Raw genomic sequence first — 22,614 nt, 5'->3', positions numbered from 1 at the left:
GCCGTCAGAGGTCCAGGCTGAGGCGGACGCAGGCCTTTTCCAGCCGGGTCTTCAGCGTCGCGAGCTTGGTGGTGAATTCGGCGAGCTCGGCCTCGTCGAACTCCTGGAAGACGAATTCCTTGATGGTCTTGTACTGCTCGTTGAGGCTCGCCAGGTGCTTCTGCGTTTTCTCGGTCAGGGATAGCCGGACCACGCGCGCGTCGGTCGGCGAGGGGCGGCGGCGCAAAAGGCCCTTCTTCTCCAGCAGCTTGGACTGGGTGGTGACGAAGGACGGATCGACGTGGAGGAGCTTGGACACGACGTTGACCGGAATGCCGTCGTCCTTGTCGAGGTCCGAGATGGCCATCAGGATCAGCCATTGCGGTCCGCTGATGCCGAGCGTCCTCGCCCAGAACTGACGCAGCTCCTCGAGATACATGTTGATCGACGATATCTCCCAGGTGAATCGCCTGATGATATCCAGGTTGCCGATGGTGCGCAGGCGCGCGCCTTCCTTCCTCGTCGCGGACACAGCGTCACTCCCGCAAGCTGATTCTCTTTCCGGCTCATTTTCGGCGGGCATAGTCCACGCAACTCTGCTCTGACGCAAGTGCAGAGCAGGGTAATGGTGTCACGAAAACTACAAATATGACCCGATCAGGCTTTTTGGCTCAACACCGGTGTTGCGTTGCGGCCACAGGGTTAGTGAAACCACAAAGCTGATCTAATAAACTATTTTGATTAACGGAACGGCGCGGGCATATTGATCCCGACGGTGGGGGGTTCTCGATCGTCCCGTTGCAGGTGGTTCGCTCACGTCCCTCGCGAATGCAGGTACGTCCGAAAACGCGAAGCGGCCGAGCGGATTTGATGAAGAGACGGGGATCTGGGGGGCCTCACGGTCCGGTCTCCGTGAAATGAGCAACTTGGAGGTTTTAAATGAAAGTGGTGAAGAGCCTTTTGCTCGGCACTGCGGCGGGACTGATCGCCGTTGGTGGAGCTCAGGCGGCTGATCTTCCGGTCAAGGCCAAGGCAGTCGAATACGTGAAGATCTGCTCGCTCTACGGCGCGGGTTTCTACTACATGCCGGGCACCGATACCTGCATCAAGTTTGGTGGTTACATCCGCGCTGACATGCTTCTCGGCGGCGGCGGCGACTATGGCTTCAGGAACAGCTCGAGCAGTGTGAACGGCGGGTCCAACAACCGTCTGACCAACTACTACTACAGCCGCGCTCGTCTGGACTTCAACATCGATACCCGCACGGCGACCGAATACGGCGTTGTTCGCACCTACGCCGACCTGGTCGTCAGCTACGACTCCACGAACGTCACCGGCAGCAACCCGTCGGCGTTCTCGACCAGTTCGGCCTCGCTCGGTCTCTACCATGCGTTCATCCAGTTCGCGGGCTTCACCTTCGGCCGCACGGTCTCGATCTTCGACGCTCCCTGGCAGAGCTATCCGGCCGGCGGCCCCGATACCCTTCCGGGCGGCTCCAACCACGTCAACGGCGTGAACCAGGTTGCCTACACGGCTGACTTCGGCCAGGGCATCACTGCTTCGTTCGCGCTGCAGGACGAGACCTCGGCGAACAATGGTCAATCGAACCTCTGGAACGTGTCGTCGGGTACGGCGGCGCAGTTCGTGACCGGCGTCTATGGCGCCAGCGCCTGGGGCGGCACGCGCATGCCCGAGGTGATCGGTCAGGTTCGTGTCGACCAGGCCTGGGGTCTGGCGCAGATCTCGGTCGCGGCCCATGAGCTGCATTCAGCCTATTACGGCGCGACTGAAGTGACCGGTCATCCCTCCGACAAGTGGGGCTGGGCCGTGCAGGGCGCCTTGTCGATCAAGAACATCCCGACCGGCGCGGGTGACGTCATCAACCTGCAGGCCGTCTACACCGATGGTGCGACCCGCTACAACTTCCAGAGCCTGTTCCCGCAGAGCTTCTTCATGTTCAGCGGCAGCGGCAACGGCGCGTATCAGAGCACCGGGTTCGCCGGTCTCGCCGACGGCGTGTTCGGAACCGGTACCGGCATCGATACCGTCAAGACCTGGGGCTTCCGTGGCGGTTATACCCACAACTGGAGCCCGAACTGGGCCAGCGCCATCTACGGTGGCTACGCCCAGCTGAAGTACGGCAACACGGGCAAGGCCCTGATCTGCACCAACTTCGCCGCAATCGGGTTGGCCGGTTCGACCTGTAATCCGGACTTCAACTTCGCGGTGGTCGGTGTGAACACCGTGTGGACCCCGGTCAAGGGCCTGGCGTTCACTGCCGACTTGAGCTGGTCGCGTCTGGACCAGAAGTACTCCGGCTTCATCGCGAGCCCGGGCATTGCCAGCGCTGCGAAGCCGGCGGCCGTGTACGAGCTGAAGGACCAAGACTCGGTGAGCATGCTGCTGCGCGCTCAGCGCAACTTCTGATCATCGATCGCGCAAATCGATCGGAGACCCCCGGCGGGAAACTGCCGGGGTTTTTCATGGGCAAGAGTTTCGGAAAATCGAATGCCATTGCGGAACACGAAGGCGAGCCATGCGATTCCGTCGCGTCAAACTTATTTACTTACTTGAGCTACTAAGCTATATCACTGCCAGCCAGATACGAAAGTTGCGGCTCTTAGCTTCATGCTAAGCCTCCAGAAACCTCCGGCGATGCCCCGCCGGAGGTTTTTTGTTGTCAAGATGCCCGCAACGTCAGCCGCGTATCACGCGGGTGCGCGCCGGCGGCCGGTAGGCGAGGCGGCTGTGGCCGGCGCAATAGGGCTGGCCGTCCGGCGCCGTGTTGCCGCAGAAGCAGAAATCGGCTGCGCCCGGCGTCGAGATCGGCCAGCGGCAGCGATTCTCCGACAGCTCCAGCAACGAGCAGCGGTTGGCCTCGTCGATTGGGCCGGCAAACACCGGCGCATCGGTCTCGCCATAGATCGTGGCGAGCATCTCGTATTGCAGCCGCGGCACGGCCTTGCGCATCCGCGCCGGCGCCAGGCCTTTGTCCTGGACCTTGCGGTCGTCGACCGTCCGGCCGCGCGTCAGATTGAGCCGCGACAATTTGCCGATCACCGCGTTGCGGCTGACGCCGATGTCGGCGGCGATCTCGCGACAGGAGAGGCCGGCCTCGAAGTGCTGCTTCAGGAGTTCGATTCGTTCGTCGGTCCAGGTCGGTGAGAGAACAGGCATTTGTCGGCGATCCCAGGTTGCAGATGTCGGCCATCCGCGGTCTCGAGATCCGTCCGCCTCACGTACCGAGCGCGCTCACGTCCTGCCATTGTCGCGGATCGACAGAAGACCGTCTTTGATGGCGAGACGGATGCCTTCCTCGATCAATGTCCGTGCGACGCCGGGAACGCTGGTGCCGTGGGTGCCCTGTCTCACCAGCTTCTCCAGATACGCGATGGTCGAGAGCGCCAAGGTTACGGGAATGCGGTCAGTCTCGGCTTTTTCGGTGGCCATGGCCCGAACGCTAGCCTCTTACTCGGGTACATAAAAGTAACGATTAAGACTCTATTTAGGTTCGGGGGTGGAAGTCAAATCAGCGCTGGGGCCGAAGGTCACGTGATTGGAATCGCTTGGGAATCAGGCACGCCACGACGCGCCGCCGGGAAGACCGGGCGGCGGCGTGATGTCGGCAGGTCAGGAAAGGGCGCGGCGGCTCAGCCGTGCACGATCGCCTTTTCGATCATGCAATGGATGCCTTTGGCGCCGTTGACGGTCTGGGTCACCCGGAGATCGGCGGCGAGGCTGCACAGCGTGTAGGCATCCTCGCGCGACAGATTTCGCGTTTCGCCGAGCAGCGCGATCATGTCGCGCAGCGCGCGCACCACGCATTGGTCGAGATCGGGGTCCATCGCCATGGTCATGTAATGCGTCGGCGTCTCGGCGCGGGGGTAGTCGAGCTTCAGGTCCTTGCGCAGCGTCAGGCGGAAGCGGCCCTGCAGCGCGGTCTCGATCGCGGTGACGCAGACCTCGCCGTCGCCCTGCACGCCATGGCCGTCGCCGCAGGAAAACATCGCCCCCGGCACGAACACCGGCAGATACAGCGTCGCACCTGCGCCGAGCTCCTTGTTGTCGAGATTGCCGCCCATCGCGCGCGGGATCAGCGAGGAGATGCGGCCCCAGGCTGGCGGCGGCGATACGCCCATCACGCCGAAGAACGGCTTCAGCGGCAGGTCGAGGCCCCACGGCATGCGGCCGACCATCCTGGTACGGTCGAGCGGAATGTTCAGGATCCGCGTCTCGTGGAAATCGTCGGGCAGGGTGCCGGACAGCGGCTTGATCATGTTCCAGCCCCAATCCTGCCGGAGCTGCACGTCGAGGATCTCGACCGCGAGCACGTCGCCGGGCTCGGCCCCTTCGACCGCGATCGGACCGGTGAGGATGTGGCCCGGCAGCATGCGTTCGCTCCTGGCATGAACCTCGTGCATCTCGGGCGGAATGTGAAACCTGTCGCGATCAGGCAGCATGTCGGGACCGCCGCTGATGGTGTCGACCGTCACCTCGTCGCCGCTGGCCACGGTGAGGACGGGCTCGAGTGCGGCTTCGAAGAAGCCCCAATGGCAGGTTTCGGGGCTGGAATGCAGGTGATGATGGGTCATTTGCCGCGTCCGGTTGGTTTGATCGGTCCGGGCTTGACCCGGCGATCGATCCTCTTTCAAGAAGGATTTCCGAACAAGGCCGTGCCGGCCAAGCCCGCGCATGGCAGGCACGATCATTCCAGCGAGGCTCCTCTGTTTTTCGCTCTCTCCAAGACCATTGGCGTCGCGCTGCTGCCGATCAATCTTCTGGTCGAGCTCGGAATTGTATCTGTCGTGCTGATGGCGACGCGCTTTGCCGCGTTTGGCCGCCGGCTTGCCGTGACCACGCTGGTGCTGCTGGCGCTCGCGGCGTTCTCGCCGCTCGGCAATCTCCTGATCTACCCGCTGGAGTCGCGCTTCCCGGCGTGGGACGCCTCGCGCGGCGCGCCCGACGGCATCATCGTGCTCGGCGGCTCGGTCGACACCGATCTGTCGGCGGCGCATCGCACGCCGGTCGTCGCGCACGCGGCCGATCGTCTGTTTGCGCCGGCCGAGCTTGCGCGCCGCTACCCCAATGCGCGCATCGTCTTCACCGGAGGCTCCGCGAACCTGGTGTCGAGCGAGGCCAGGGAGGCCGACTATTCCGCGCCGATCCTGGAGAATCTCGGCATCGCGAAGGACCGCCTGATCCTCGAGCGTAACTCCCGCAACACCTGGGAGAATGCGATCTTCACCAAGCAATTGGTATCGCCAAAGCCCGGCGAGCGCTGGCTCCTGGTGACGTCGGCCTTCCATATGCCGCGCTCGATGGGGATCTTCCGCAAGGCCGGATTTGACGTCGAGGCCTATCCGGTGGACTGGCGGATGGGAGGACGTGAGGATCTATTCTCCTTCACCAACATGGGCGCGGACGGCTTGAGACGAACCGAAGTTGCGGTGCGCGAGTGGATCGGTCTTACCGCTTACCGTCTGATGGGCAGGATCTCCGAGTTGCTTCCGGGACCGGGCAGGGACTAGAACAAAGCCGCAAAACAAGAATACGCGGCGCACCATCGCCGGCGCGGAGGAAGCCATGCAACAGCAGAGTACGGGCAGGATCGACCTTGCCGGCCTCGTCGCCGATCTCAACAGCCTGCTGCGGCTGAAGACGAACGTGATCGGCATGAAGCTGTTCGCGAGCGTCGCAGAAATGGAGGCGATCCCGAAGATCCGCCGCCCGAACGCAATTCACACCACCGACCAGATCGTCAGCATGGCTGCGCGCCTGGGCTGGACCGTCGGCATCACCGCCGACGATCTCGTGGGTAGCCAATGCCGTGCGGTGATCGGTCTTGCGCCGCAGGACGAGAAATGGCTCGCCGGCGAAAACTATGTCGGGGTCTGGCACGGCACGGCGGAGGACGCGCGCAACCGCCAGGCGGCGCTGGACGTGGTTCCGTTCGGGCACTATCAGGCGCTCGCCGTCAGCCCGCTCGCGAGCGGCCGGCTCGATCCTCCCGATATCTGCCTCGTCTATGCGACGCCGGGGCAGATGATCATCCTGATCAACGGGCTGCAATATACCGGCTACAAGAAGTTCGAATGGGGCGTGGTTGGCGAGACCGCCTGCGCCGATTCATGGGGGCGGGCGCTCAAGACTGGGGAGCCCAGCCTGTCCTTGCCATGCTATGCCGAACGGCGCTATGGCGGCGTGCCGGACGAGGAGATGCTGATGGCATTGAAGCCCTCGCATCTCGCCAAGGCAATCGAGGGCATGAAGGCGCTGGCGAAGAACGGCCTGCGCTATCCGATCCCGCCCTATGGCATTCAAAGCGACGTCCGTGCCGGCATGGGCGTGAGCTACGCGAAGAAGTAAAGGCCGATCATGAGCTCTGCGAAATTCGACATCGTCGTCTACGGCGCAACCGGTTTCACCGGTCAGCTCGTCGCCGAATATCTGGCGGCGCACTACAAGGACGACACGGCGCTCAAATGGGCGATGGCGGGACGCAGCCTCGACAAGCTGACATCGGTGCGAGATGCGATCGGCGCGCCGGCCGACACGCCGCTGATCGTGGCGGATGCGTCGGATGCGGCGTCGCTGAAGGCGATGGTGGCGCAAACCAAATCGGTGATCACGACGGTCGGCCCCTACCAGTTCTACGGCGAGGACCTGTTAGCTGCCTGCGTCGCTGCGGGTGTGGATTATTTCGATCTCTGCGGCGAGCCGGTCTGGATGCGGCAGATGATCGACAAGTACGAGGCGGCGGCCAAGGCGAGCGGCGCGCGCATCGTGTTCTCCTGCGGCTATGATTCCGTGCCGTTCGAGCTCGGCACCTTCTTCGTGCAGGAGGAAGCCAGGCGCGTGTTCGGCGCGCCGGCACCGCGCGTGAAGGGCCGCGTGCGCGACATGCGCGGCACGTTGTCAGGCGGCACGGCGGCGAGCGCGAAGGCGACCTTCGACGCCGTCGCCAAGGATCTCAGCCTCGTCGCCATCCTCAACGACCACTTCGCGCTGACGCCTGATTTCACCGGCCCGAAGCAGCCCAAGGGCAACAGGGCGGTCTTCGAGGAGGACCTGCAATCCTGGGCCGCGCCGTTCATGATGGCGCTGATCAACACCCGCAACGTCCATCGCTCCAACATGCTGATGGGCTTTCCCTACGGGAAGGACTTCGTCTACGACGAGATGGTGCTGACTGGCCCCGGCGAGAAGGGTGAGGCCAACGCCAAGCGCGTGATGGCGGCCAATGCCGAGAAGACCGGCCCGAACGCGCCGAAGCCGGGCGAGGGGCCGTCGAAGGAGGAGCGGGAGAACGGCCTGTTCAACCTGCTCTATGTCGCGATCGCCCCCGACGGCCGCATGGTCCGCGCCGGCGTCACCGGCGACCGCGATCCCGGCTACGGCTCGACCTCGAAGATGATCTCCGAATGCGCCATCTGCCTGCTGCGCGATGCGAGCGACGTTCCCGCCGGCTTCTGGACGCCGGGCGCAGCGATGCAGCACAAGCTGATCAAGCGGCTGCAGGACAATGCCGGGCTGACGTTCAAAGTGGAGAGCTAGGTTGGCTCTCGTAGGGTGGGCAAAGGCGCAACGCGCCGTGCCCACCATCTCTCGGTGGTGGGCACGCTGCGCTTTGCCCGCCCTACGGCACCGTCTCTGTCACGCCGCCCGCGCATCGTACGCGTACATGAAGTCCATGCCCTTGGCGCCCAGCGGCAGCAGCCATTTCAGCATCTGATTGCGCATCCAGGCGCCGGTGGCGCTGAACTCGCGCTTGTTGTTGCCGTTGCGGCGGGCGATCGCGACGATCTTCTCGGTGCGCGGGCGGCGCTCGGCCTCGAAGGCCTGGAAAGTGGCGCCGAGCTCCTGGCCCTCCTGCATCAGCCGAGCAAATCGCATCGCGTCCTCCAGCGCCAGCGAGGCGCCCTGGCCGGCGTGAGGGCTGGTCGCGTGCGCGGCATCGCCGATCAGAAGCGAACGCTTGCGCGACCAGGTCGGCAGGGTCGCGACGTCGAGCGTGTCGGTGACCACGATGTTCTCGGCCGTTTCGATGATGGCGGGGATCGGATCATGCCAGCCGTGATGGAAGCTGTGCAGATGCTGCTTCAGCGTCGCATGGTCGAGCGCGCGGAACGTCGCCGCGTCCATGCCGTGCGCCGGCTGCGTGCTCCACCACATCACGCCGTCTTTCGGATCGGAGCTGCAATAGCCGTAGCCGAAGAAGCCGCTCTGGCCGAAGGTCGTTTCGACGTGCTGGCCGCTGGATCTGCCGTCGAGCACGGCATGCGGCACGAAGCCGCCGAAGCCGATCAGGCCGGTGTCGAACGGCTGCGGGCCGTCAGGCACCACCTGGCGGCGCACGACCGAGTGCACGCCGTCGGCGCCGATCAGGAAGTCGCCTTCGGCGGTGGTGCCGTCGGCGAAGTAGGCGATAATCGGCTGGTCGCCGCGATCCTCGATCTTGATCAGGCGTTTCTCGAAATAGAGCGAGACAGAGGCGCACCAGGCCTTGTCGATCAGGATCTCGTTCAGCGTGGCGCGCGCGATGTTGACGGCCGGCTGGCCGAAGCGCCGCGCCAGGTCGCGGTTGATCGAGCCGAGCTTCTCGCCGCCCTGCGAATAGAAGTTGAAGGCTTCCGCGACCGAGCCGCGGTCGATCAGCTGCTTCGCCAGCCCGATCTCGTCCAGGACATGCATGCCGTTCGGTGCGATCTGCAGGCCGCCGCCGGTCCCTTTCGAATAGGGCCAGGCCTCGTAGATCGCGGATTCGATGCCGGCGCGGCGCAGCAGGATCGCGGCGACGGGGCCGGCGATGCCGGCGCCGATGATCAGCGCCTTGCGGGTACGGTGGGCCATGGCTTGCTCCCGACGTTTCCGTGGTGCAAGAGAAATTACGGTCACTAAATATCTTAGTTACTAAGATATATATTGCCTAAGAGATGAGGTGGGCCTTGTCAAGGACGAAGGCGCGCGCTGCGCTGCTGCAGGAACTCGAGGACGCCATGCGCAGGTCCTCCGCGCAGGGCGTGCTCTACGGACAGACCGTTGCCAACGTTGCCGGAATTGCCAATTCCGATCTCGAATGCATGGACATCCTGTATCTCGAAGGCCGCGTCACGGCAGGGCGGCTCGCCGAGGTCACCGGCCTGACCACCGGTGCCATCACCGGTGTTGTCGACCGGCTCGAAAAGGCGGGCCTGGTGCGGCGCGAAAGAGACGAGAAGGATCGTCGCAAGGTCTTCATCACGGTCGTGCCGGAGGCGATCGCCGGCCTCGGCCAGTATTACGTGCCGATGCAGCAGGCGATGGAGAACGTCTGCAACGGCTATTCCGACGAGGAATTGCGGCTGCTGCTTCGCTTCTCCAATGAAGCATACAAGGGCACGCTCGCGGCGACCGAGGCACTGAAAGGTCTGCTCGACACGCCGCCGGAAAAGCGGCCGGATCTCAAGCTGAAGAAGCGTCCTCGCCGGACCTGAGCTTGTAGGCTTGCGCGGCTGCGATCATCCCCCACACTGCGCCCAGCATCATCCAGAAGTGCCGCCAGTGGTCGGTGTCGATCACGAAGCTTTCGCCGACGGTGCCGAGGAAGGCGGAAAAGATCGCGAGGTAGGCGCGCTGCCACGGCACACGGATGAAGACGTGGCGGAAACCCATGATGACGGTGGTGAAGACCAGCGCGGGATAGCACACGCCGGAGAGCCAGCCGCCGGACATGAAGGCGTTGAGGTAGGAGTTGTGGGTGTCCTCGGGGAAGTAGCGGTTGAATTGCAGTGGACCGATGCCGAACGGCAGATCGAGCGCCATCTCCGCACCCAGGATGTGCCGGCCGAACCGGCCGAAGCGGCCTTCGTCATAGCTCTGGCCGAAGCTCGCGCGCTGCTTGAACATCTCCGCCGTGGAATCGAACGACAGCAGCACGGCGATCAGCGCGAGGCCGAGCACCGCGGCGACGATCGCCATGATGACGATGCGCGAACGTTGCGCATTGGTGTGGCTGGTCAGCACCATCAGCGCCAGCATGAAGGCGGAGGTCAGCACCAGGCCGCCCCAGGCCGCACGCGAGAAGGCGAGCAGGATCGCCAGTGACATGATGCCGAAGGCGATGACGTTGCGGAATGCCTTGGCCAATTTATCGGAGACCACGCTCTGAAGCGCGAACAGCGCCGGCAGGATCAAGTAGGCGCCGAGCACGTTCGGGTCCTTGAAGGTGCCGCGCGCGCGGCCGTAGAGCGTCAAGAGGTCGTTGCCGCCGGGAATCAGGTGGAAGTAGCCGGCGATCGCCAGCAGCGAGGCAATCATCGCGCCGACCACGAGGCCGCGTCGCAGCATGTCGAGCCGGGCCTCGGTGTCCTCGGAGATGACCATGGCGAAGAACACCACGGTCACCGCCATGTACCAGGAGGTCGCGATCCAGCTCACCACCTCCGTCCGCTCGTACAGCGGAATCGCGCTGATGGTGTAGCCGACATTGAGCAGGATCAGCATCAACAGCAGCGGCATCAGCACGAGACGCAGGCGCAGGCCGGTGGCGAAAAAGGTGACGGTCGCGAGCAGCGTCGCGATCTCGTAAGGGCTCGGCTCGATGAAGACGATGGCGCCAGAGGCGCCGACCAGCCACACCAGCGCGCGCTGCAACGCCAGCACGCCGGGCGCGGCCGTTGCGGCTGCGTTCACTCCACCGGCTGTCGCCGCATACGCCATCACACGCTCATACGCTTACGCAACTCATGCGCCACAACACAGCCGTCATCGCCCGGCTTGACCGGGCGATCCAGTACTCCGCGGCGCCTATCGTGGAAACCACTGGCGCTACGGAGTACTGGATGCCCCGCCTACGCGGGGCATGACAGAGAAACTCAATACGCGTTCTCGTTCTTGGTCAGCAGCGAGATCGGCGTCTTCAGGAGAATGACGAGGTCGAACAGCACCGACCAGTTCTCGATGTAATAGAGGTCGAACTCAACGCGCTTCTGGATCTTCTCTTCGTTGTCGATCTCGCCGCGCCAGCCGTTGATCTGGGCCCAACCGGTGATGCCCGGCTTGACGCGGTGGCGGGCGAAATAGCCGTCCACGGCTTCGTCGAACAGCCGGCTCTGCAGCTTGCCCTGCACCGCATGCGGGCGCGGGCCGACCAGCGACAGATTGCCTGAAAACACCACGTTGAAGAGCTGCGGCAGCTCGTCCAGGCTGGTCTTGCGGATGAAGCGGCCGACGCGGGTGACGCGCGGATCGTTCTTGGTCACCACCTTCGAGGCGGTCGGGTCGGCCTGATGGTGGTACATCGAGCGGAACTTGTAGACGTCGATGCGCTCGTTGTTGAAGCCGAACCGCTTCTGTCGGAATAGCACCGGGCCGGGGCTGTCGAGCTTCACCGCGAGCGCAACCAACGCCATCACCGGCAGGGCTGCGAGCAGCGCAAGACTGCCGACGATACGGTCGAACAGCCATTTCATCACCAGGTCCCAATCGGTGATCGGCGCCTCGAACACGTCGAGCGTCGGCACCTCGCCGAGATAGGAATAGGAGCGGGGCCGGAAGCGCAGCTTGTTGGTGTGCGCGGAGAGGCGGATGTCGACCGGCAGCACCCAGAGCTTCTTCAGCATCTCCAGGATGCGCGTCTCCGCCGAGATCGGCAGCGCGAACAGCACGAGGTCGACGCGGGTGCGGCGGGCGAACTCGACGATGTCGTCGACCTTGCCGAGCTTGCGCGCGCCGGCGCAGGTGTCGAGCGCGCGGCTGTCGTTGCGGTCGTCGAACACGCCGAGCACGTGGATGTCGGAATCCTCCTGCGCCTTCAGCGCCTCGACCAGCTGCTCGCCGTTGCTGTCGGAGCCGACGATGATGGTGCGGCGGTCGAGCCGGCCCTGGCGCGCCCAGGCGCGGACCAGCGCGCGCAGCACCAGGCGCTCGGCAATCAACGCGGCGAGTCCGAGGAAGTAGAAGGCGGCGAGCCACAGCCGCGAGATTTCGCTGCCGAACTTGGCGAAGAAGGAGATGCCGATGAAGAGCAGGAAGACGAACGACCAGGACGAGATCATCCGCGTCATCTGCCGGAGCTGACCACGGAACAGCTGCACCTGGTAGATGTCGGCAGCCTGGAAGCAGACCACGGCGGCGATGGCGACGGCGATGACCTCGGCTGGATAGATCCAGCTGAACGCCCCCGCGAGCGGCATGACGTAGCCGAGATAGATTGCGATGCCGACGAGGCTCAGCAGCGCGAAATCGGCAAGGCGCACGAAGCCGGCGATCACGATCGGCGAATAGGCGCGGGCGACCTTCTGGTTGACGACGTCGAGCGCGGCAGGCGAGAGCCGGCGACGGCGCTCCACGAAGGGCTGGTCAGCAGGCTTTGCCGCAGCGCTGGCCGCGGCATCGAGCATCGAGCGTGCGTTGAGCGGTTCCACGGGCGTTCACGTCCATTCCAGAACCCGCGGCACGGCATTGCGCGCCCGGGCAAGCATACCCTGGCGCTTCGATTATCGAACAAATCGGAAGATTCTCTAAAGCTGGACTTAAGGATGGTTAATGATTGGCAAATGCGTCGCGATAGCCGGCGAGCACGCCCTCGACCATCGCGGCTTGCGAGAAGTGCGCCGAGATGCGCTCGCGCAAGGAAAGTGCGCGTTGCGCGGTGGTTTGCGGATCGTCCAGCGCTGAGGCGATCGCCTCCGCCATGGCCTCGGGATCGCTCGGGCCGAACAGTGCGGGGCTGTCGACGCCCAGGATCTCGGGAATGCCGCCGATCTTGGATGCGATCATCGGAATGCCCGCGGCCCCGGCCTCGATCACGACATAAGGCATGGAATCGCCGCGCGAGGGGACGACGAGCAGCCGCCCCTTGGAGAAGCCGTAGCGCGCCTTGACGTGACCGATGAAGCGGATGGCGTTCGCCAGGCCGAGCCGCTCGACCTGCGCCTTCAGCGCGGCCGTCTCCTCGCCGTCGCCGCCGAGCGTGAGCGTGACCTTCTTGCCGCCCTCGTGCAGGCGCGCCACGGCATCGACCAGCAGGTCGGCGCCCTTGATGTGCCTGAACTCGCCGACATAGCACAGGTCGGTCGCATCCTCGGCGGTGATGACCGGCTCGAATTCCTCCGGCGTCACGCCGTTGAAGACGCAATGCACCACGCCCTTGGGCGTGCCGACGATACGCTGATAGGTGTCGCGCGCAAAGGCACTCTCGAACAGGAACAGGTCCGTGGAGTCCATCAGCGCGCGTTCGAGCCGCGCGTAGAACTCGCCTTTGAAGGTGTTGAGCGGATAATGCAGCGAGCCGCCATGCGGGGTGTAGATCCGGATCGTGTCGTCAGAGCGCCGCCGCATGCGGATGAAGGCACCGGCCTTGGCGCCGTGGCCGTGCAGCACGTCGGGCTTGAGCGTGGCGATGAGCCGCCGCATTCGGAGCCATACCAGGACGTCATCGGGCGACGGCTCGCGGCGGATCGCCATGCGGTGGACGCCGAGCTTCAGGCGCGGCGCAAGCTCGGTCAGCGCCTTGTCGGCGCGCTCGCCGCCGGTGAGGCTGTCGGCGAGGATGCCGACATGATGGCCGCGGTCGACCTGGCCGTTGGCGACGTCGAGGATGTGGCGGAAGATGCCGCCGACCGGAGCGCGCACGGCGTGAAGGATGCGAAGCGGCCGGTCGGGAGAGGGGGGCATGATCAAAACCAGCTCGACGGCGACTTGCCGAACAATTCTCGTGAAAAATCGAGATGGATTAAGGGGCCTCGTGGTTAACAAACGGTGACGGGTCGACGTGCACAAGGCGCGGGTCGTCACGATTAACCCAGCGGCAACCTTAATGGAGTGTAATCGCCCCGGTTGAGGTAGAGTCGCAGCATTGCCCTGCGGGAGTGTTCGATGCGTTTAGCGTTCTGGCGTGCCGGCAAGGACAAGGCTGTGATCGCGCGGGCCGTCGCGAAGTCCAAAGGCGAAGCTGCGCCCAAGAGCGAAGCGAAGGCTGAAAAGCGCGAAGCGGAAGCCGAAAAGATCGAAGCCAAGGTTGAGGCCAAGATCGAAGCGAAGCCCGAAGCGAAGCCCGCGCCCGTCATCGCCAAGCCTGGGCAGGTCGAATCCGGCGACATCGACCTGCACGCGCTCGGTGCGGCCCTGGCGCGCAAGCGCGGCTGGGTCATCGTGCCGACGGTGCTGGCGCTCGTTGCCTCGCTCGCCATCGTCAATCTCGTCACGCCGCGCTACAAATCTGAAACCCGGATTCTGATCGACGGCCGCGAGAACGTGTTCCTGCGTCCGAACAGCGACCGCACCGAGGAGCGGCAGGCGCTCGATGCCGAGGCCGTCACCAGCCAGGTGCAACTGGTGCTGTCGCGCGATCTGGCGCGCGAGATCATCAAGAAGAACAAGCTCGCCGAGCGCCCCGAATTCGACCCGGTGCTGCAGGGCATCTCGCCGCTGAAGTCGCTTGCCGCGTTGATCGGTATCGTCCGCGATCCGTTCGCGATGACGCCGGAAGAGCGCGTGCTCGATTCCTATTACGAGCGACTTTCGGCCTACGCCGTCGACAAGTCGCGCGTGATCGTGGTCGAATTCCAGTCCGCCGATCCCGAGCTCGCCGCGCGCGTCGCCAACTCGATCGCCGACGGCTATCTCGTGCTGCAGCAGGCCGCGCGCCAGGAGCAGGCCAAGAACGCCAGCCAATGGCTGGCCGGCGAGATCGAGAGTTTGCGCAAGAAGGTCTCGGACGCCGAGGCGCGGGTCGAGGACTTCCGTTCCAAGTCCAGCCTGTTCGTCGGAACCAACAACACCACGCTGTCGAACCAGCAGATGGGCGAGGTCAATACCCAGCTCAACAATGCGCGCTCGATGAAGGCGGATGCGGAATCCAAGGCACGGCTGATCAAGGAGATGCTCCAGAGCGGCAAGCCGATCGAGGCGTCCGAGGTCGTGAACTCCGAATTGATGCGCCGGCTGTCGGAGCAGAGGGTGACGCTGCGGGCGCAGCTCGCCGAGCAATCGTCGACGCTGCTCGGCAATCATCCCCGCATCAAGGAGCTGAAGGCTCAGCTCGGCGACCTCGACAATCAGATTCGAGACGAAGCCGCCAAGATATCGCGCTCGCTCGAGAACGACGCCCGCATCGCCAGCGGTCGGGTCGATGGCCTCACCGTGAGCCTCGAGCAGCTCAAGAAGCAGGCGGCCTCCACCAACGGCCAGGACGTCCAGCTCCGCGCGCTGGAGCGCGAGGCCAAGGCGCAGCGTGATCTGCTCGAGACCTATCTTGCCAAGTACCGCGAGGCCAACACCCGCGAGACCATCGACACCGCGCCGACTGACGGCCGCATCATCTCGCGCGCCATCGTCTCGAACACGCCGGCCTATCCGAAGAAGCTGCCGATCGTGCTGATCGCAACGATCGCAACGCTGCTGCTCTCGTCCGGCGTCGTCGTCACCGGCGAGCTGCTGCGCCAGACCGCGCCGGGCGCGGCAATGGGCTCCGCGCAGACGCCGGTGCGCCAGGAGCCGCTGGTCGTTCAGCGGGCCATCGAGCCCGTGGTCGACAGGGGCGGCGAACCAATGCTCGATCCGGTGTTGGCGGAGCCCGCGCCGCTGCAGCCGGAGATGGCGGCCGATTTGGATACGAGTGAATTCGCCGAGATCGAGCGTCTGGCCGACGATCTGCGTGCCGCGGGCGCTGCGGCCAAGAAGGTTACGGTGCTCGGCACGGCGCCCGGCGAGGCCATCACGCTGTCGACGCTGACGCTGGCGCGGAACCTGGCGCGCGATGCACGCGTCGTCGTAGTCGATCTCGCCGCCTCCTCGCCGACCATTGCCGCAGTCTCCGCCGATGCGCAGGCTCCCGGCCTTGCCGAGCTGATGCAGGGCGAGGCCTCGTTCGCGCAAGTCATCACCCGGGACAAGCTGTCGCGGCTGCATCTGGTGATGGCCGGCCGTCCCGGCTTCGACCGCAGCCTGCTGCAGTCGCCGCGCGTCGCACTCGCGATCGACGCGCTGCTGCGAGCTTACGATCACGTGCTGATCGACGCCGGCAGCGCCTCGGACCTGCCGGCCGACCTGTTGACGGCCCATGCCCGCGCCGTCGTGGTGCCCGATGCGTCGATGGCGGCGGATGCGCGCGCGCAGATGTGCGAGCAGCTTAGAGCCGTCGGCTTCAGCGCGGTGGCGATGCTGAGCAAGCCGGTGCAGCCGTCCGATGCCGCCGAGACGCCGCGCGTGGTGGCGGCGTAGGCTTTCTTACCCTCTCCCCTTGTGGGAGAGGGTGGCTCGCCGCGTTAGCGGCGAGACGGGTGAGGGGTATCTCTCCGCGAGTTCACCTTTCCATTCGAGCTCGCGGAGGCATACCCCTCATCGGGCGCTTCGCGCCACCTTCTCCCACAAGGGGAGAAGGGAAGACAGCCGTGCAAGTGGAAAGAGCTACCCGAACGCCTGCCGTAGCCGGCGGGCCATGTCGAACAGCATCTGGTTCTGCTTCACCAGCCGCTTGCCGTGGCTGAGCGAGGACATCGCCATGGCCGCGAGCTTGCCGCGCGAGGTCAGGGGGACGAAGCTGTCGAAGATCGCCTCGTCGTCCTTGCAGAACATCCGCTTGTAATCGTCCGAGCCGATGCCGAGGTCGAGCGAGCGGTAGCCGCGTTCGCCGTAGCGGTCGATGATGTAGCGCATCAGGATCAGGCCGGGGCTGTAGCGGGCGTGCTCGGACATCGTGTAGGTGTTGAACATCATCGAGAAGCGCTCGCCGTCGGCGACGCCGGCGAAGATCGCGATCACCTCCTCGTCGCATTCCAGCGCATGGATGTCGATGACATGACCTTCGCCGCGCGGCGCGAGGCAGGCGCTGCGGACGAACTGCTCGACGCCGGGTTCGGCGAAGACGTTCGGCAGCTTCTGCTCCGCCATCCGAGCCGGCTTGACACGGAAGAACCAGTCGAGCAGGCGGATGATGTCTGCCTCGGACGTCGCCAGGTGATAGCGGTAGCCGGCGAGGGACTGAAGCTTCTTCTCCTTGCTCTTGAGGCGTCGGCGCAGGGAATTGCTGATCCGCGATGCCGGCGGGCCGCCCGGCTCCATCACCAATCGCGGACAGCCGTTGATCGGGCGCTGCCGCGGCAGGGCTGCAAATGGGTTCTGCTGGTCGTGCCAGCGCTCGGGCTGCTGTGTCAGTGCGAGCACGTCGGCGTGCTCGCCGAGCGGCGCAAGCAGTGCATCGAGATCGGCGCTGGCGGCCTCTGCTGCGAACTCGGCGTTCCACAGGCCCATGTTGAAGGTGGTGTGCTTGCCGCCCATGAAGCCGGCGGTGCGCACGCCGTGGCCCTGCCGCAGCGAGAGCGGCAGCAGCAGGAGCGGGCGCCGATCGGCGTCGCGGGCGATCACAATGAACGGCCGGGCACCTTCACGGGCGCCGACCAGCCGCTGCCAGGGGTCGAGCAGGTCGAAGCGCTGGTAGGGCGTGAAAAGATGGCCGCTCGCCTCGAAGCCGCGCCAGACCGCCTCGGCCTCGGCGAGATCCGTGACGATCTCCACTCGCGCGATACGGCTCGCTCTCGACCGCGCTGGCGCTTCTGCCGTCCGGCTTTGCATCGCCGCAGCCATGGTCATTCGCGAAACCTGTCGAGAAATCGAGAATACGTATTTCGGCCCGTGGCCGACCTTTGCAAACAAAGGTCAACAAAGGGTAATGACTGGGGCGAGGGAACTGACCGCCGGCGCGCGCGAAGGGTGGGATTTTGGCTTCCGACGACAGATGGTTGGAACGGCTGCGCCTCGAGCTGGCCTGGTTCACCGGCCAGGCCATGCTGCGCAGTCGCGGTGCCGGCGCCATCCTGCGTTTCCGCTACGTGCGGCCTCGGCGGCGCGGATTTCAGCCGCTGCGCGAGCACGAGATTACGCCGCAATTCCTCGATCGCGCCATCCGCGCGCTGAAGCGGTGGAACTACGATTTTCTCGGCATGGACGAGGTCTGCCGGCGCGCGGTGATGCTGCCGGAGAAGCGTCGCTTCGTGGCGCTGACCTTCGATGGCGCCGGCAAGGATCTCATCACCTTCGCCTATCCGGTGCTGGCGCGTCACGCCGTGCCTTTTACGATCTATGTGCCGACCGCTTTTCCCGACGGCGTCGGCGAGGCCTGGTGGCTCGCCCTGGAGCAGGTGATCGCGCGCGAGAGCCGCATCGACCTGATGATGGGCGACAAGGAGCAGCGCTTCACGGTCGCCGACAAGGCCGGGAAGCAGGCGCTGTTCTCGCATCTGGAGAGCTGGCTGCGCTCGCTGCCGCCGGCGGATCTGTCGGCCGCGATCGCCGATCTCTGTACGCGCTACCGGATCGACCTCGCCGCGCTCTCGCGCGAGGCGTCGATGGATTGGGAGGACCTCGCCAGGCTCGCCGGCGATCCGCTCGTGACGATCGGCAGCGCAACGGTGAACTATCCGATGCTGGCCAACATGAAGGACGCGGCCGCACTGCGCGAGATGACGATGGGCAAGGCCGTGGCGGAATCGGCTTTCAACCGCGAGATCAGGCATTTCGCCTATCCGTTCGGCGACCGCGCTTCGTTCCGGCGCAGCCACGTCGTGATGGCGGAGCAGGCGGGCTTCGCCAGCGCGGCCTCGACGATCCCGGGCATCGTGGAGGCGGAGGGACGGACGAACTTGCGCGCGCTGCCGCGGATCTCCTGGGACGGGCGGGTGCGCTCGCTGCGGATGCTGCGCGTGCTGGTGTCGGGCGCCGCTTTTGCGCCGGTGCGGCCGACCGGGAGCTCTACGAGCCAGACCTGAGGCGATCGGGCCGCTGCATCCAGCTCACGATCGGCATCGCCGGCAGCACCCAGCCCATGCCGACCACGACGTAGTAGATCGCCTGCCGCCAGCCGGATTCGGCGATCCACGGCATCTGCGCCGCCGCCATGCCGAGCAGGGCCCAAACGGTGGCCAGCACCAGGAGCAGGATGGCGCCGAGGAACTTGCGGGTGCGGATCGTCATGGCGGGAACTTTAAGGCTTTCGCGTTACTTGCGCTGCGGGAGCGGGGGACTATAAGGGGCACTCAACCGGGTTCAAGTCTCTTCGCCACAGGCTTGGTTTTGTCCTTGAAATGACGACGAATTCCGCCCCATCCGAGCCGCATCGCGCCGTGCGCTGGTGGCTGATCTGTGTGGCCGCGCTGATCGCACTGATGGTGCTGGTTGGCGGTGCGACACGGCTGACGGAATCGGGCCTATCGATCGTCGAATGGAAGCCGGTCACGGGCAGTGTTCCGCCGCTGTCGGAAGCGGCATGGGCCGAGGCGTTCGAGGCCTACAAGAAGATCCCGCAATATCGCGAGCTGAATTCAGGCATGAGCCTGTCCGAGTTCAAGACGATCTTCTGGTGGGAGTGGAGCCACCGGCTGCTCGGCCGCTTCATCGGCGTCGCCTATCTGCTGCCGTTCCTGTTCTTCCTCTGGCGCGGCGGACTGTCGGGTGAGCTGAAGCGCAGGCTGTGGCTGCTGTTCGCGCTCGGCGGCCTCCAGGGGGCGGTCGGCTGGTGGATGGTGGCCTCGGGCCTGACGGAACGCACCGAGGTGTCGCAATATCGGCTGGCGACGCATCTTTCGCTCGCGCTCCTGATTTTCGCCGGGATCGTCTGGACGGTGCGGCGGCTCGAGCAGCGGCCGCAGATCGCGGCGCCGGCTCGGCTGCGGTTCACGAGCGCGGTGCTGCTCGCGGTGACCTTCGTGCAGATCTATTTCGGTGCGCTGGTCGCGGGCTTGCGTGCCGGGCGGGCCTACAACACCTGGCCTGAGATCGATGGGGCGCTCATCCCCTCGGCGGAACGGCTGTGGTTCGAGACGCCGTGGTGGCGCAACATGTTCGACAATGTGCTGACGGTGCAGTTCGAGCATCGCATGACCGCCTACGTGCTGATCGTGCTGGCGCTGCTGCATGCGATCGACGCGGTGCGCTCGCGTGCAGGTGCGGCCGCGAGCGGCGCGTTGTGGCTGTTCGCGGCGGTGAGCGTGCAGGCGGTGCTCGGCATCCTCACGCTGCTCAACCAGGTGCCGATCGATCTCGCGCTGACCCATCAGGCGGTTGCGATCGTGGTGTTGACGCTGGCAGTGATGCAGGTCGAGCGGCTGGCGTCACGGCAGTCTGCGCAGGCGCAGCCGCGCGCGGTCCCCGTGGGTCAGCCCGGCTGATCACCATCAGCCCGGCTGATCAGCAATAGCCGTAGACACCGCACGCGTAGGGCAGGCGCCAGAAATAATCGACCTGTTTCCCGCCGTAATAGGCGCCCTGATAATCGTAGCTCCAGGGGCGGCCGTAATAGCCAGGCAAGGTGTGGGAGCCCGGCAGCAGCGGCGTGCCCGGCAGGTTGCGGATGTAGCTGCCGATGCCGTAGGCCGGCGAGATCAGCGCATCCGGATCGGTTTCGACATAGACCTGAGGTGGGTCCTGCGGCGGCCCGGCCGCGCGCCGCTTCGGCGTCGCCGGCAGATCGGCGGCAATGGCCGCCGAGGCCGTTAGCATCACAGCCAGAGCGGGCACCATCCAGCGCAGCATCGTCGGCTCCGAATCAAAGGGGCGATCCAAGCACGATGTATGAGGCAGATATAGTTAATGAGGGTTAACCGACGGCGGCCAAAACGGCCGCCGTCGTTCCCAGGCGCTACGTCCCCAGCGCCTGTTCCAGATCCGCGATCAGGTCTTCCTTGTCCTCGATACCGACCGAGATCCGGACCACGTCCGGGCCGGCGCCGGACTTGATCTTGGCGGCGTCGTCGAGCTGGCTGTGCGTGGTCGAGGCCGGATGGATCACCAGCGAGCGGGTGTCGCCGACATTGGCGAGGTGCGAGAACAGCTGCAGCTTCGACACCAGGCTGACTCCGGCGTCATAGCCGCCCTTCAGGCTGAAGGTGAACACCGCGCCGGCGCCCTTTGGTGCGTATTTGCGCGCGAGCTGATTGTACCTGTCGCTCGGCAGCCCGGCATAGCTCACCGAGGCCACCGCCGGATGTCCCGCGAGGTATTCGGCAACGGCTTTGGCATTGTCGCAGTGCTTCTGCATGCGCAGCGGCAGAGTCTCGATGCCGGTCAGGATCATGAAGGCGTTGAAGGGCGACAACGCCGGTCCGAGGTCGCGCAGGCCCAGCACGCGGCAGGCGATCGCGAAGGCGAAATTGCCGAAGGTCTCCTGCAGCCGGATGCCGTGATATTCCGGGCGCGGCTCCGAGAGCATGGGGTACTTGCCGCCCGTGGACCAGTCGAAGGTGCCGGCATCGACGATGATGCCGCCGAGCGAGTTGCCGTGGCCGCCCAGGAATTTCGTCAGCGAGTGCACGACGATGTCAGCGCCGTGGTCGATCGGACGGATCAGATAGGGCGAAGCCAGCGTGTTGTCGACGATCAGCGGCACGCCCGCCTTGCGCGCCACGGTCGAGATCGCCTCGATGTCGGTGATGCTGCCGGCGGGGTTGGCGATGGACTCGATGAAGATCGCTTTCGTGCGCGGCGTCACCGCACGCTCGAAGCTCGCGATATCGTCGGGATCGGCCCACACCACGTTCCAGCCAAAGCTCTTGAAGGCGTGCGTGAACTGGTTGATCGAGCCGCCATAGAGCTTTCGCGCGGCGATGAATTCGTCGCCGGGTTGAAGCAGCTGCTGCAGCACCACGACCTGCGCGGCATGGCCGGAAGCGACCGCGAGCGCGGCCGTGCCGCCTTCGAGCGCGGCGACGCGCTCTTCCAGCACCGCATTGGTAGGATTACCGATGCGGGTATAGATGTTGCCGAACGCCTGCAGGCCGAACAGCGAGGCGGCGTGATCGGCATCGTTGAAGACGAAAGAGGTCGTTTGATAAATCGGAGTCGCGCGCGCGCCGGTGGTGGGGTCGGGCTGTGCACCGGCATGCACGGCGAGCGTTGAAAATCCCGGAAGGCGATCGCTCATTTGGGCGTCCTGTTCTTGTGGCCTGAAATTCGCGCGGCATGCTGATCGGCGCCGTGCCCGCCGTCAAGGCGCGGCGTCACATCGGAATCATTTTGGGAACGATCGTGCTGCGCATTGTCGCGTTTGCGAAACGAAGCCTTCGCAATCGCGTCAGCTTTGCTCGCTCTTGTTCTTCGCAGCGCGATCCGATGCGGCGGTGTCGCCACCGCCGACACTCATCCGATTGAGGGACAGCCTCATGCCCTGCGTCGGCGCCGGCGCGCGCTTGGAGCTGAGCGTGCGCGAATTCACGCCCATCCAGGAGATTTCTGACGACAGGCGGCCATATTCGATCTTGGGGCAGCGGTTCATGACCACCTTGATCCCGACTGATTCCGCTTTCGCGGCCGCCGCATCGTCGCGCGCGCCGAGCTGCATCCAGATCACCTTCGGCAGCGGGTCGAGCGTGAGCGCCTCCTCGACGACGGGCATGATGTGGCTCGAGTTGCGGAAGATGTCGACCATGTCGACGGGGCGGCCGATGTCCGACAGTGATGCGACGAACGGCTTGCCGAGCAGCTCCTTGCCGACATGGCCGGGATTGACCGGGATCATGTCGTAGCCGCGCTGCATCAGGTATTTGAACGCGAAATAGCTCGGCCGCACATTGACCGGCGAGGCCCCGACCATCGCGATGGATTTCACGCTGTTGAGGATGCCGCGGATGTAATTGTCGGGATAGGCGTCGTGGTTCATCACTT

Annotated in this window: 21 protein-coding genes; 8 read left to right on the top strand and 13 right to left on the bottom strand. The window is 65.0% G+C overall.

What is annotated here, in order from left to right; translation table 11 throughout:
- Positions 1 to 4: 4 nt before the first annotated feature.
- Positions 5 to 511, bottom strand: coding sequence for a MarR family winged helix-turn-helix transcriptional regulator (locus tag GA0061099_RS20315; RefSeq protein WP_036010395.1), 507 nt, complete (start codon positions 509 to 511; stop codon positions 5 to 7).
- A 407-nt stretch (positions 512 to 918) separates the two neighbouring features.
- On the opposite strand from GA0061099_RS20315, the gene GA0061099_RS20310 reads away from it, so the two are divergent.
- On the top strand, positions 919 to 2,406 hold the full coding sequence (locus tag GA0061099_RS20310) for a porin (RefSeq protein ID WP_036025433.1): 1,488 nt from the start codon (positions 919 to 921) through the stop codon (positions 2,404 to 2,406).
- Positions 2,407 to 2,676: 270 nt separating this feature from the next.
- Here the strand turns inward: GA0061099_RS20310 and GA0061099_RS20305 are convergent, their stop codons facing one another.
- From GA0061099_RS20305 to GA0061099_RS20295, 3 genes are all read right to left on the bottom strand, one after another.
- Positions 2,677 to 3,156, bottom strand: a complete 480-nt coding sequence (locus GA0061099_RS20305) for a GcrA family cell cycle regulator (RefSeq protein ID WP_036010389.1) — start codon at positions 3,154 to 3,156, stop codon at positions 2,677 to 2,679.
- A gap of 75 nt (positions 3,157 to 3,231) precedes the next feature.
- Entirely contained in the window at positions 3,232 to 3,429 is a 198-nt protein-coding gene (locus GA0061099_RS20300; RefSeq protein WP_024341172.1) for a hypothetical protein, read from the bottom strand.
- A gap of 200 nt (positions 3,430 to 3,629) precedes the next feature.
- On the bottom strand, positions 3,630 to 4,571 hold the full coding sequence (locus GA0061099_RS20295) for an acetamidase/formamidase family protein (protein ID WP_036025430.1): 942 nt from the start codon (positions 4,569 to 4,571) through the stop codon (positions 3,630 to 3,632).
- Between the two features lie 168 nt (positions 4,572 to 4,739).
- Between GA0061099_RS20295 and GA0061099_RS20290 the strand changes: the two genes are divergently transcribed.
- Genes GA0061099_RS20290 through GA0061099_RS20280 form a run of 3 tightly spaced genes read left to right on the top strand, consistent with a single transcriptional unit; the run spans position 4,740 to position 7,533 of the window.
- The gene (locus GA0061099_RS20290; protein WP_036010382.1) at positions 4,740 to 5,507 is read left to right on the top strand and encodes a YdcF family protein; all 768 of its coding nucleotides are present in this window, start codon (positions 4,740 to 4,742) and stop codon (positions 5,505 to 5,507) included.
- Between the two features lie 55 nt (positions 5,508 to 5,562).
- Positions 5,563 to 6,345: a DUF169 domain-containing protein gene (locus tag GA0061099_RS20285; protein WP_036025428.1), complete on the top strand. Its 783-nt coding sequence runs from the start codon at positions 5,563 to 5,565 to the stop codon at positions 6,343 to 6,345.
- A gap of 9 nt (positions 6,346 to 6,354) precedes the next feature.
- Positions 6,355 to 7,533 carry a saccharopine dehydrogenase family protein gene (locus GA0061099_RS20280; RefSeq protein WP_036025425.1) on the top strand — a complete coding sequence of 393 codons (1,179 nt, stop codon included), beginning with the start codon at positions 6,355 to 6,357 and terminating at the stop codon, positions 7,531 to 7,533.
- Positions 7,534 to 7,632: 99 nt separating this feature from the next.
- On the opposite strand, the gene GA0061099_RS20275 is transcribed toward GA0061099_RS20280, so the two are convergent.
- On the bottom strand, positions 7,633 to 8,829 hold the full coding sequence (locus tag GA0061099_RS20275) for an FAD-dependent monooxygenase (RefSeq protein ID WP_036025424.1): 1,197 nt from the start codon (positions 8,827 to 8,829) through the stop codon (positions 7,633 to 7,635).
- Between the two features lie 146 nt (positions 8,830 to 8,975).
- Between GA0061099_RS20275 and GA0061099_RS20270 the strand changes: the two genes are divergently transcribed.
- Complete coding sequence (locus tag GA0061099_RS20270; RefSeq protein ID WP_050995948.1) at positions 8,976 to 9,452, top strand: MarR family transcriptional regulator; 477 nt, start codon at positions 8,976 to 8,978, stop codon at positions 9,450 to 9,452.
- Here GA0061099_RS20270 and GA0061099_RS20265 read toward each other — a convergent pair.
- From GA0061099_RS20265 to GA0061099_RS20255, 3 genes are all read right to left on the bottom strand, one after another.
- Positions 9,421 to 10,677, bottom strand: a complete 1,257-nt coding sequence (locus GA0061099_RS20265; RefSeq protein WP_036025423.1) for an O-antigen ligase family protein — start codon at positions 10,675 to 10,677, stop codon at positions 9,421 to 9,423. The two genes, GA0061099_RS20270 and GA0061099_RS20265, sit on opposite strands and share 32 nt — an antisense overlap.
- A gap of 155 nt (positions 10,678 to 10,832) precedes the next feature.
- The gene (locus GA0061099_RS20260; protein WP_036025420.1) at positions 10,833 to 12,383 is read right to left on the bottom strand and encodes an undecaprenyl-phosphate glucose phosphotransferase; all 1,551 of its coding nucleotides are present in this window, start codon (positions 12,381 to 12,383) and stop codon (positions 10,833 to 10,835) included.
- 118 nt (positions 12,384 to 12,501) lie between these two features.
- Positions 12,502 to 13,635, bottom strand: a complete 1,134-nt coding sequence (locus tag GA0061099_RS20255) for a glycosyltransferase family 4 protein (protein ID WP_036025444.1) — start codon at positions 13,633 to 13,635, stop codon at positions 12,502 to 12,504.
- A gap of 201 nt (positions 13,636 to 13,836) precedes the next feature.
- Between GA0061099_RS20255 and GA0061099_RS20250 the strand changes: the two genes are divergently transcribed.
- Positions 13,837 to 16,182, top strand: a complete 2,346-nt coding sequence (locus GA0061099_RS20250) for a GumC family protein (RefSeq protein WP_036025418.1) — start codon at positions 13,837 to 13,839, stop codon at positions 16,180 to 16,182.
- Positions 16,183 to 16,368: 186 nt separating this feature from the next.
- On the opposite strand, the gene GA0061099_RS20245 is transcribed toward GA0061099_RS20250, so the two are convergent.
- Positions 16,369 to 17,550: a GNAT family N-acetyltransferase gene (locus GA0061099_RS20245; protein ID WP_036025414.1), complete on the bottom strand. Its 1,182-nt coding sequence runs from the start codon at positions 17,548 to 17,550 to the stop codon at positions 16,369 to 16,371.
- A gap of 128 nt (positions 17,551 to 17,678) precedes the next feature.
- Here GA0061099_RS20245 and GA0061099_RS20240 point away from each other — a divergent pair, with 128 nt between their 5' ends.
- Positions 17,679 to 18,725 (top strand): polysaccharide deacetylase family protein, encoded by a 1,047-nt coding sequence (locus GA0061099_RS20240; protein ID WP_036025412.1) that lies wholly within the window; start codon positions 17,679 to 17,681, stop codon positions 18,723 to 18,725.
- On the opposite strand, the gene GA0061099_RS20235 is transcribed toward GA0061099_RS20240, so the two are convergent.
- Positions 18,709 to 18,930, bottom strand: a complete 222-nt coding sequence (locus GA0061099_RS20235; protein WP_036010340.1) for a DUF2842 domain-containing protein — start codon at positions 18,928 to 18,930, stop codon at positions 18,709 to 18,711. The genes GA0061099_RS20240 and GA0061099_RS20235 overlap by 17 nt on opposite strands.
- Positions 18,931 to 19,040: 110 nt before the next feature.
- Between GA0061099_RS20235 and GA0061099_RS20230 the strand changes: the two genes are divergently transcribed.
- Complete coding sequence (locus GA0061099_RS20230) at positions 19,041 to 20,123, top strand: COX15/CtaA family protein (RefSeq protein WP_036025409.1); 1,083 nt, start codon at positions 19,041 to 19,043, stop codon at positions 20,121 to 20,123.
- A gap of 19 nt (positions 20,124 to 20,142) precedes the next feature.
- Here the strand turns inward: GA0061099_RS20230 and GA0061099_RS20225 are convergent, their stop codons facing one another.
- The 3 genes from GA0061099_RS20225 to GA0061099_RS20215 form a co-directional block, all read right to left on the bottom strand.
- Positions 20,143 to 20,487 carry a hypothetical protein gene (locus tag GA0061099_RS20225; protein WP_036025406.1) on the bottom strand — a complete coding sequence of 115 codons (345 nt, stop codon included), beginning with the start codon at positions 20,485 to 20,487 and terminating at the stop codon, positions 20,143 to 20,145.
- A gap of 106 nt (positions 20,488 to 20,593) precedes the next feature.
- Complete coding sequence (locus GA0061099_RS20220) at positions 20,594 to 21,874, bottom strand: O-acetylhomoserine aminocarboxypropyltransferase (protein ID WP_036025404.1); 1,281 nt, start codon at positions 21,872 to 21,874, stop codon at positions 20,594 to 20,596.
- Positions 21,875 to 22,024: 150 nt separating this feature from the next.
- On the bottom strand, positions 22,025 to 22,609 hold the full coding sequence (locus GA0061099_RS20215) for a CoA-binding protein (protein ID WP_036010322.1): 585 nt from the start codon (positions 22,607 to 22,609) through the stop codon (positions 22,025 to 22,027).
- Positions 22,610 to 22,614 lie beyond the last annotated feature (5 nt).

Origin of the sequence: Bradyrhizobium yuanmingense, from assembly GCF_900094575.1 — a bacterium.
GTDB lineage: Bacteria > Pseudomonadota > Alphaproteobacteria > Rhizobiales > Xanthobacteraceae > Bradyrhizobium > Bradyrhizobium yuanmingense.
Note: the sequence above shows the minus strand (reverse complement) of the source record. Positions and strands in the feature narration are given on the sequence as shown.

What these genes read in the sequence shown, in the direction of transcription:
- GA0061099_RS20285 (WP_036025428.1), top strand. Translation starts at nt 5,563, where the DNA reads ATGCAACAGCAGAGTACGGGCAGGATCGACCTTGCCGGCCTCGTCGCC.
- GA0061099_RS20230 (WP_036025409.1), top strand. Translation starts at nt 19,041, where the DNA reads ATGACGACGAATTCCGCCCCATCCGAGCCGCATCGCGCCGTGCGCTGG.
- GA0061099_RS20255 (WP_036025444.1), bottom strand. Translation starts at nt 13,635, where the DNA reads ATGCCCCCCTCTCCCGACCGGCCGCTTCGCATCCTTCACGCCGTGCGC.
- GA0061099_RS20225 (WP_036025406.1), bottom strand. Translation starts at nt 20,487, where the DNA reads ATGCTGCGCTGGATGGTGCCCGCTCTGGCTGTGATGCTAACGGCCTCG.
- GA0061099_RS20280 (WP_036025425.1), top strand. Translation starts at nt 6,355, where the DNA reads ATGAGCTCTGCGAAATTCGACATCGTCGTCTACGGCGCAACCGGTTTC.
- GA0061099_RS20215 (WP_036010322.1), bottom strand. Translation starts at nt 22,609, where the DNA reads ATGAACCACGACGCCTATCCCGACAATTACATCCGCGGCATCCTCAAC.
- GA0061099_RS20275 (WP_036025424.1), bottom strand. Translation starts at nt 8,829, where the DNA reads ATGGCCCACCGTACCCGCAAGGCGCTGATCATCGGCGCCGGCATCGCC.
- GA0061099_RS20245 (WP_036025414.1), bottom strand. Translation starts at nt 17,550, where the DNA reads ATGACCATGGCTGCGGCGATGCAAAGCCGGACGGCAGAAGCGCCAGCG.
- GA0061099_RS20310 (WP_036025433.1), top strand. Translation starts at nt 919, where the DNA reads ATGAAAGTGGTGAAGAGCCTTTTGCTCGGCACTGCGGCGGGACTGATC.
- GA0061099_RS20300 (WP_024341172.1), bottom strand. Translation starts at nt 3,429, where the DNA reads ATGGCCACCGAAAAAGCCGAGACTGACCGCATTCCCGTAACCTTGGCG.
- GA0061099_RS20220 (WP_036025404.1), bottom strand. Translation starts at nt 21,874, where the DNA reads ATGAGCGATCGCCTTCCGGGATTTTCAACGCTCGCCGTGCATGCCGGT.
- GA0061099_RS20270 (WP_050995948.1), top strand. Translation starts at nt 8,976, where the DNA reads ATGCGCAGGTCCTCCGCGCAGGGCGTGCTCTACGGACAGACCGTTGCC.
- GA0061099_RS20295 (WP_036025430.1), bottom strand. Translation starts at nt 4,571, where the DNA reads ATGACCCATCATCACCTGCATTCCAGCCCCGAAACCTGCCATTGGGGC.
- GA0061099_RS20250 (WP_036025418.1), top strand. Translation starts at nt 13,837, where the DNA reads ATGCGTTTAGCGTTCTGGCGTGCCGGCAAGGACAAGGCTGTGATCGCG.
- GA0061099_RS20235 (WP_036010340.1), bottom strand. Translation starts at nt 18,930, where the DNA reads ATGACGATCCGCACCCGCAAGTTCCTCGGCGCCATCCTGCTCCTGGTG.
- GA0061099_RS20265 (WP_036025423.1), bottom strand. Translation starts at nt 10,677, where the DNA reads ATGGCGTATGCGGCGACAGCCGGTGGAGTGAACGCAGCCGCAACGGCC.
- GA0061099_RS20305 (WP_036010389.1), bottom strand. Translation starts at nt 3,156, where the DNA reads ATGCCTGTTCTCTCACCGACCTGGACCGACGAACGAATCGAACTCCTG.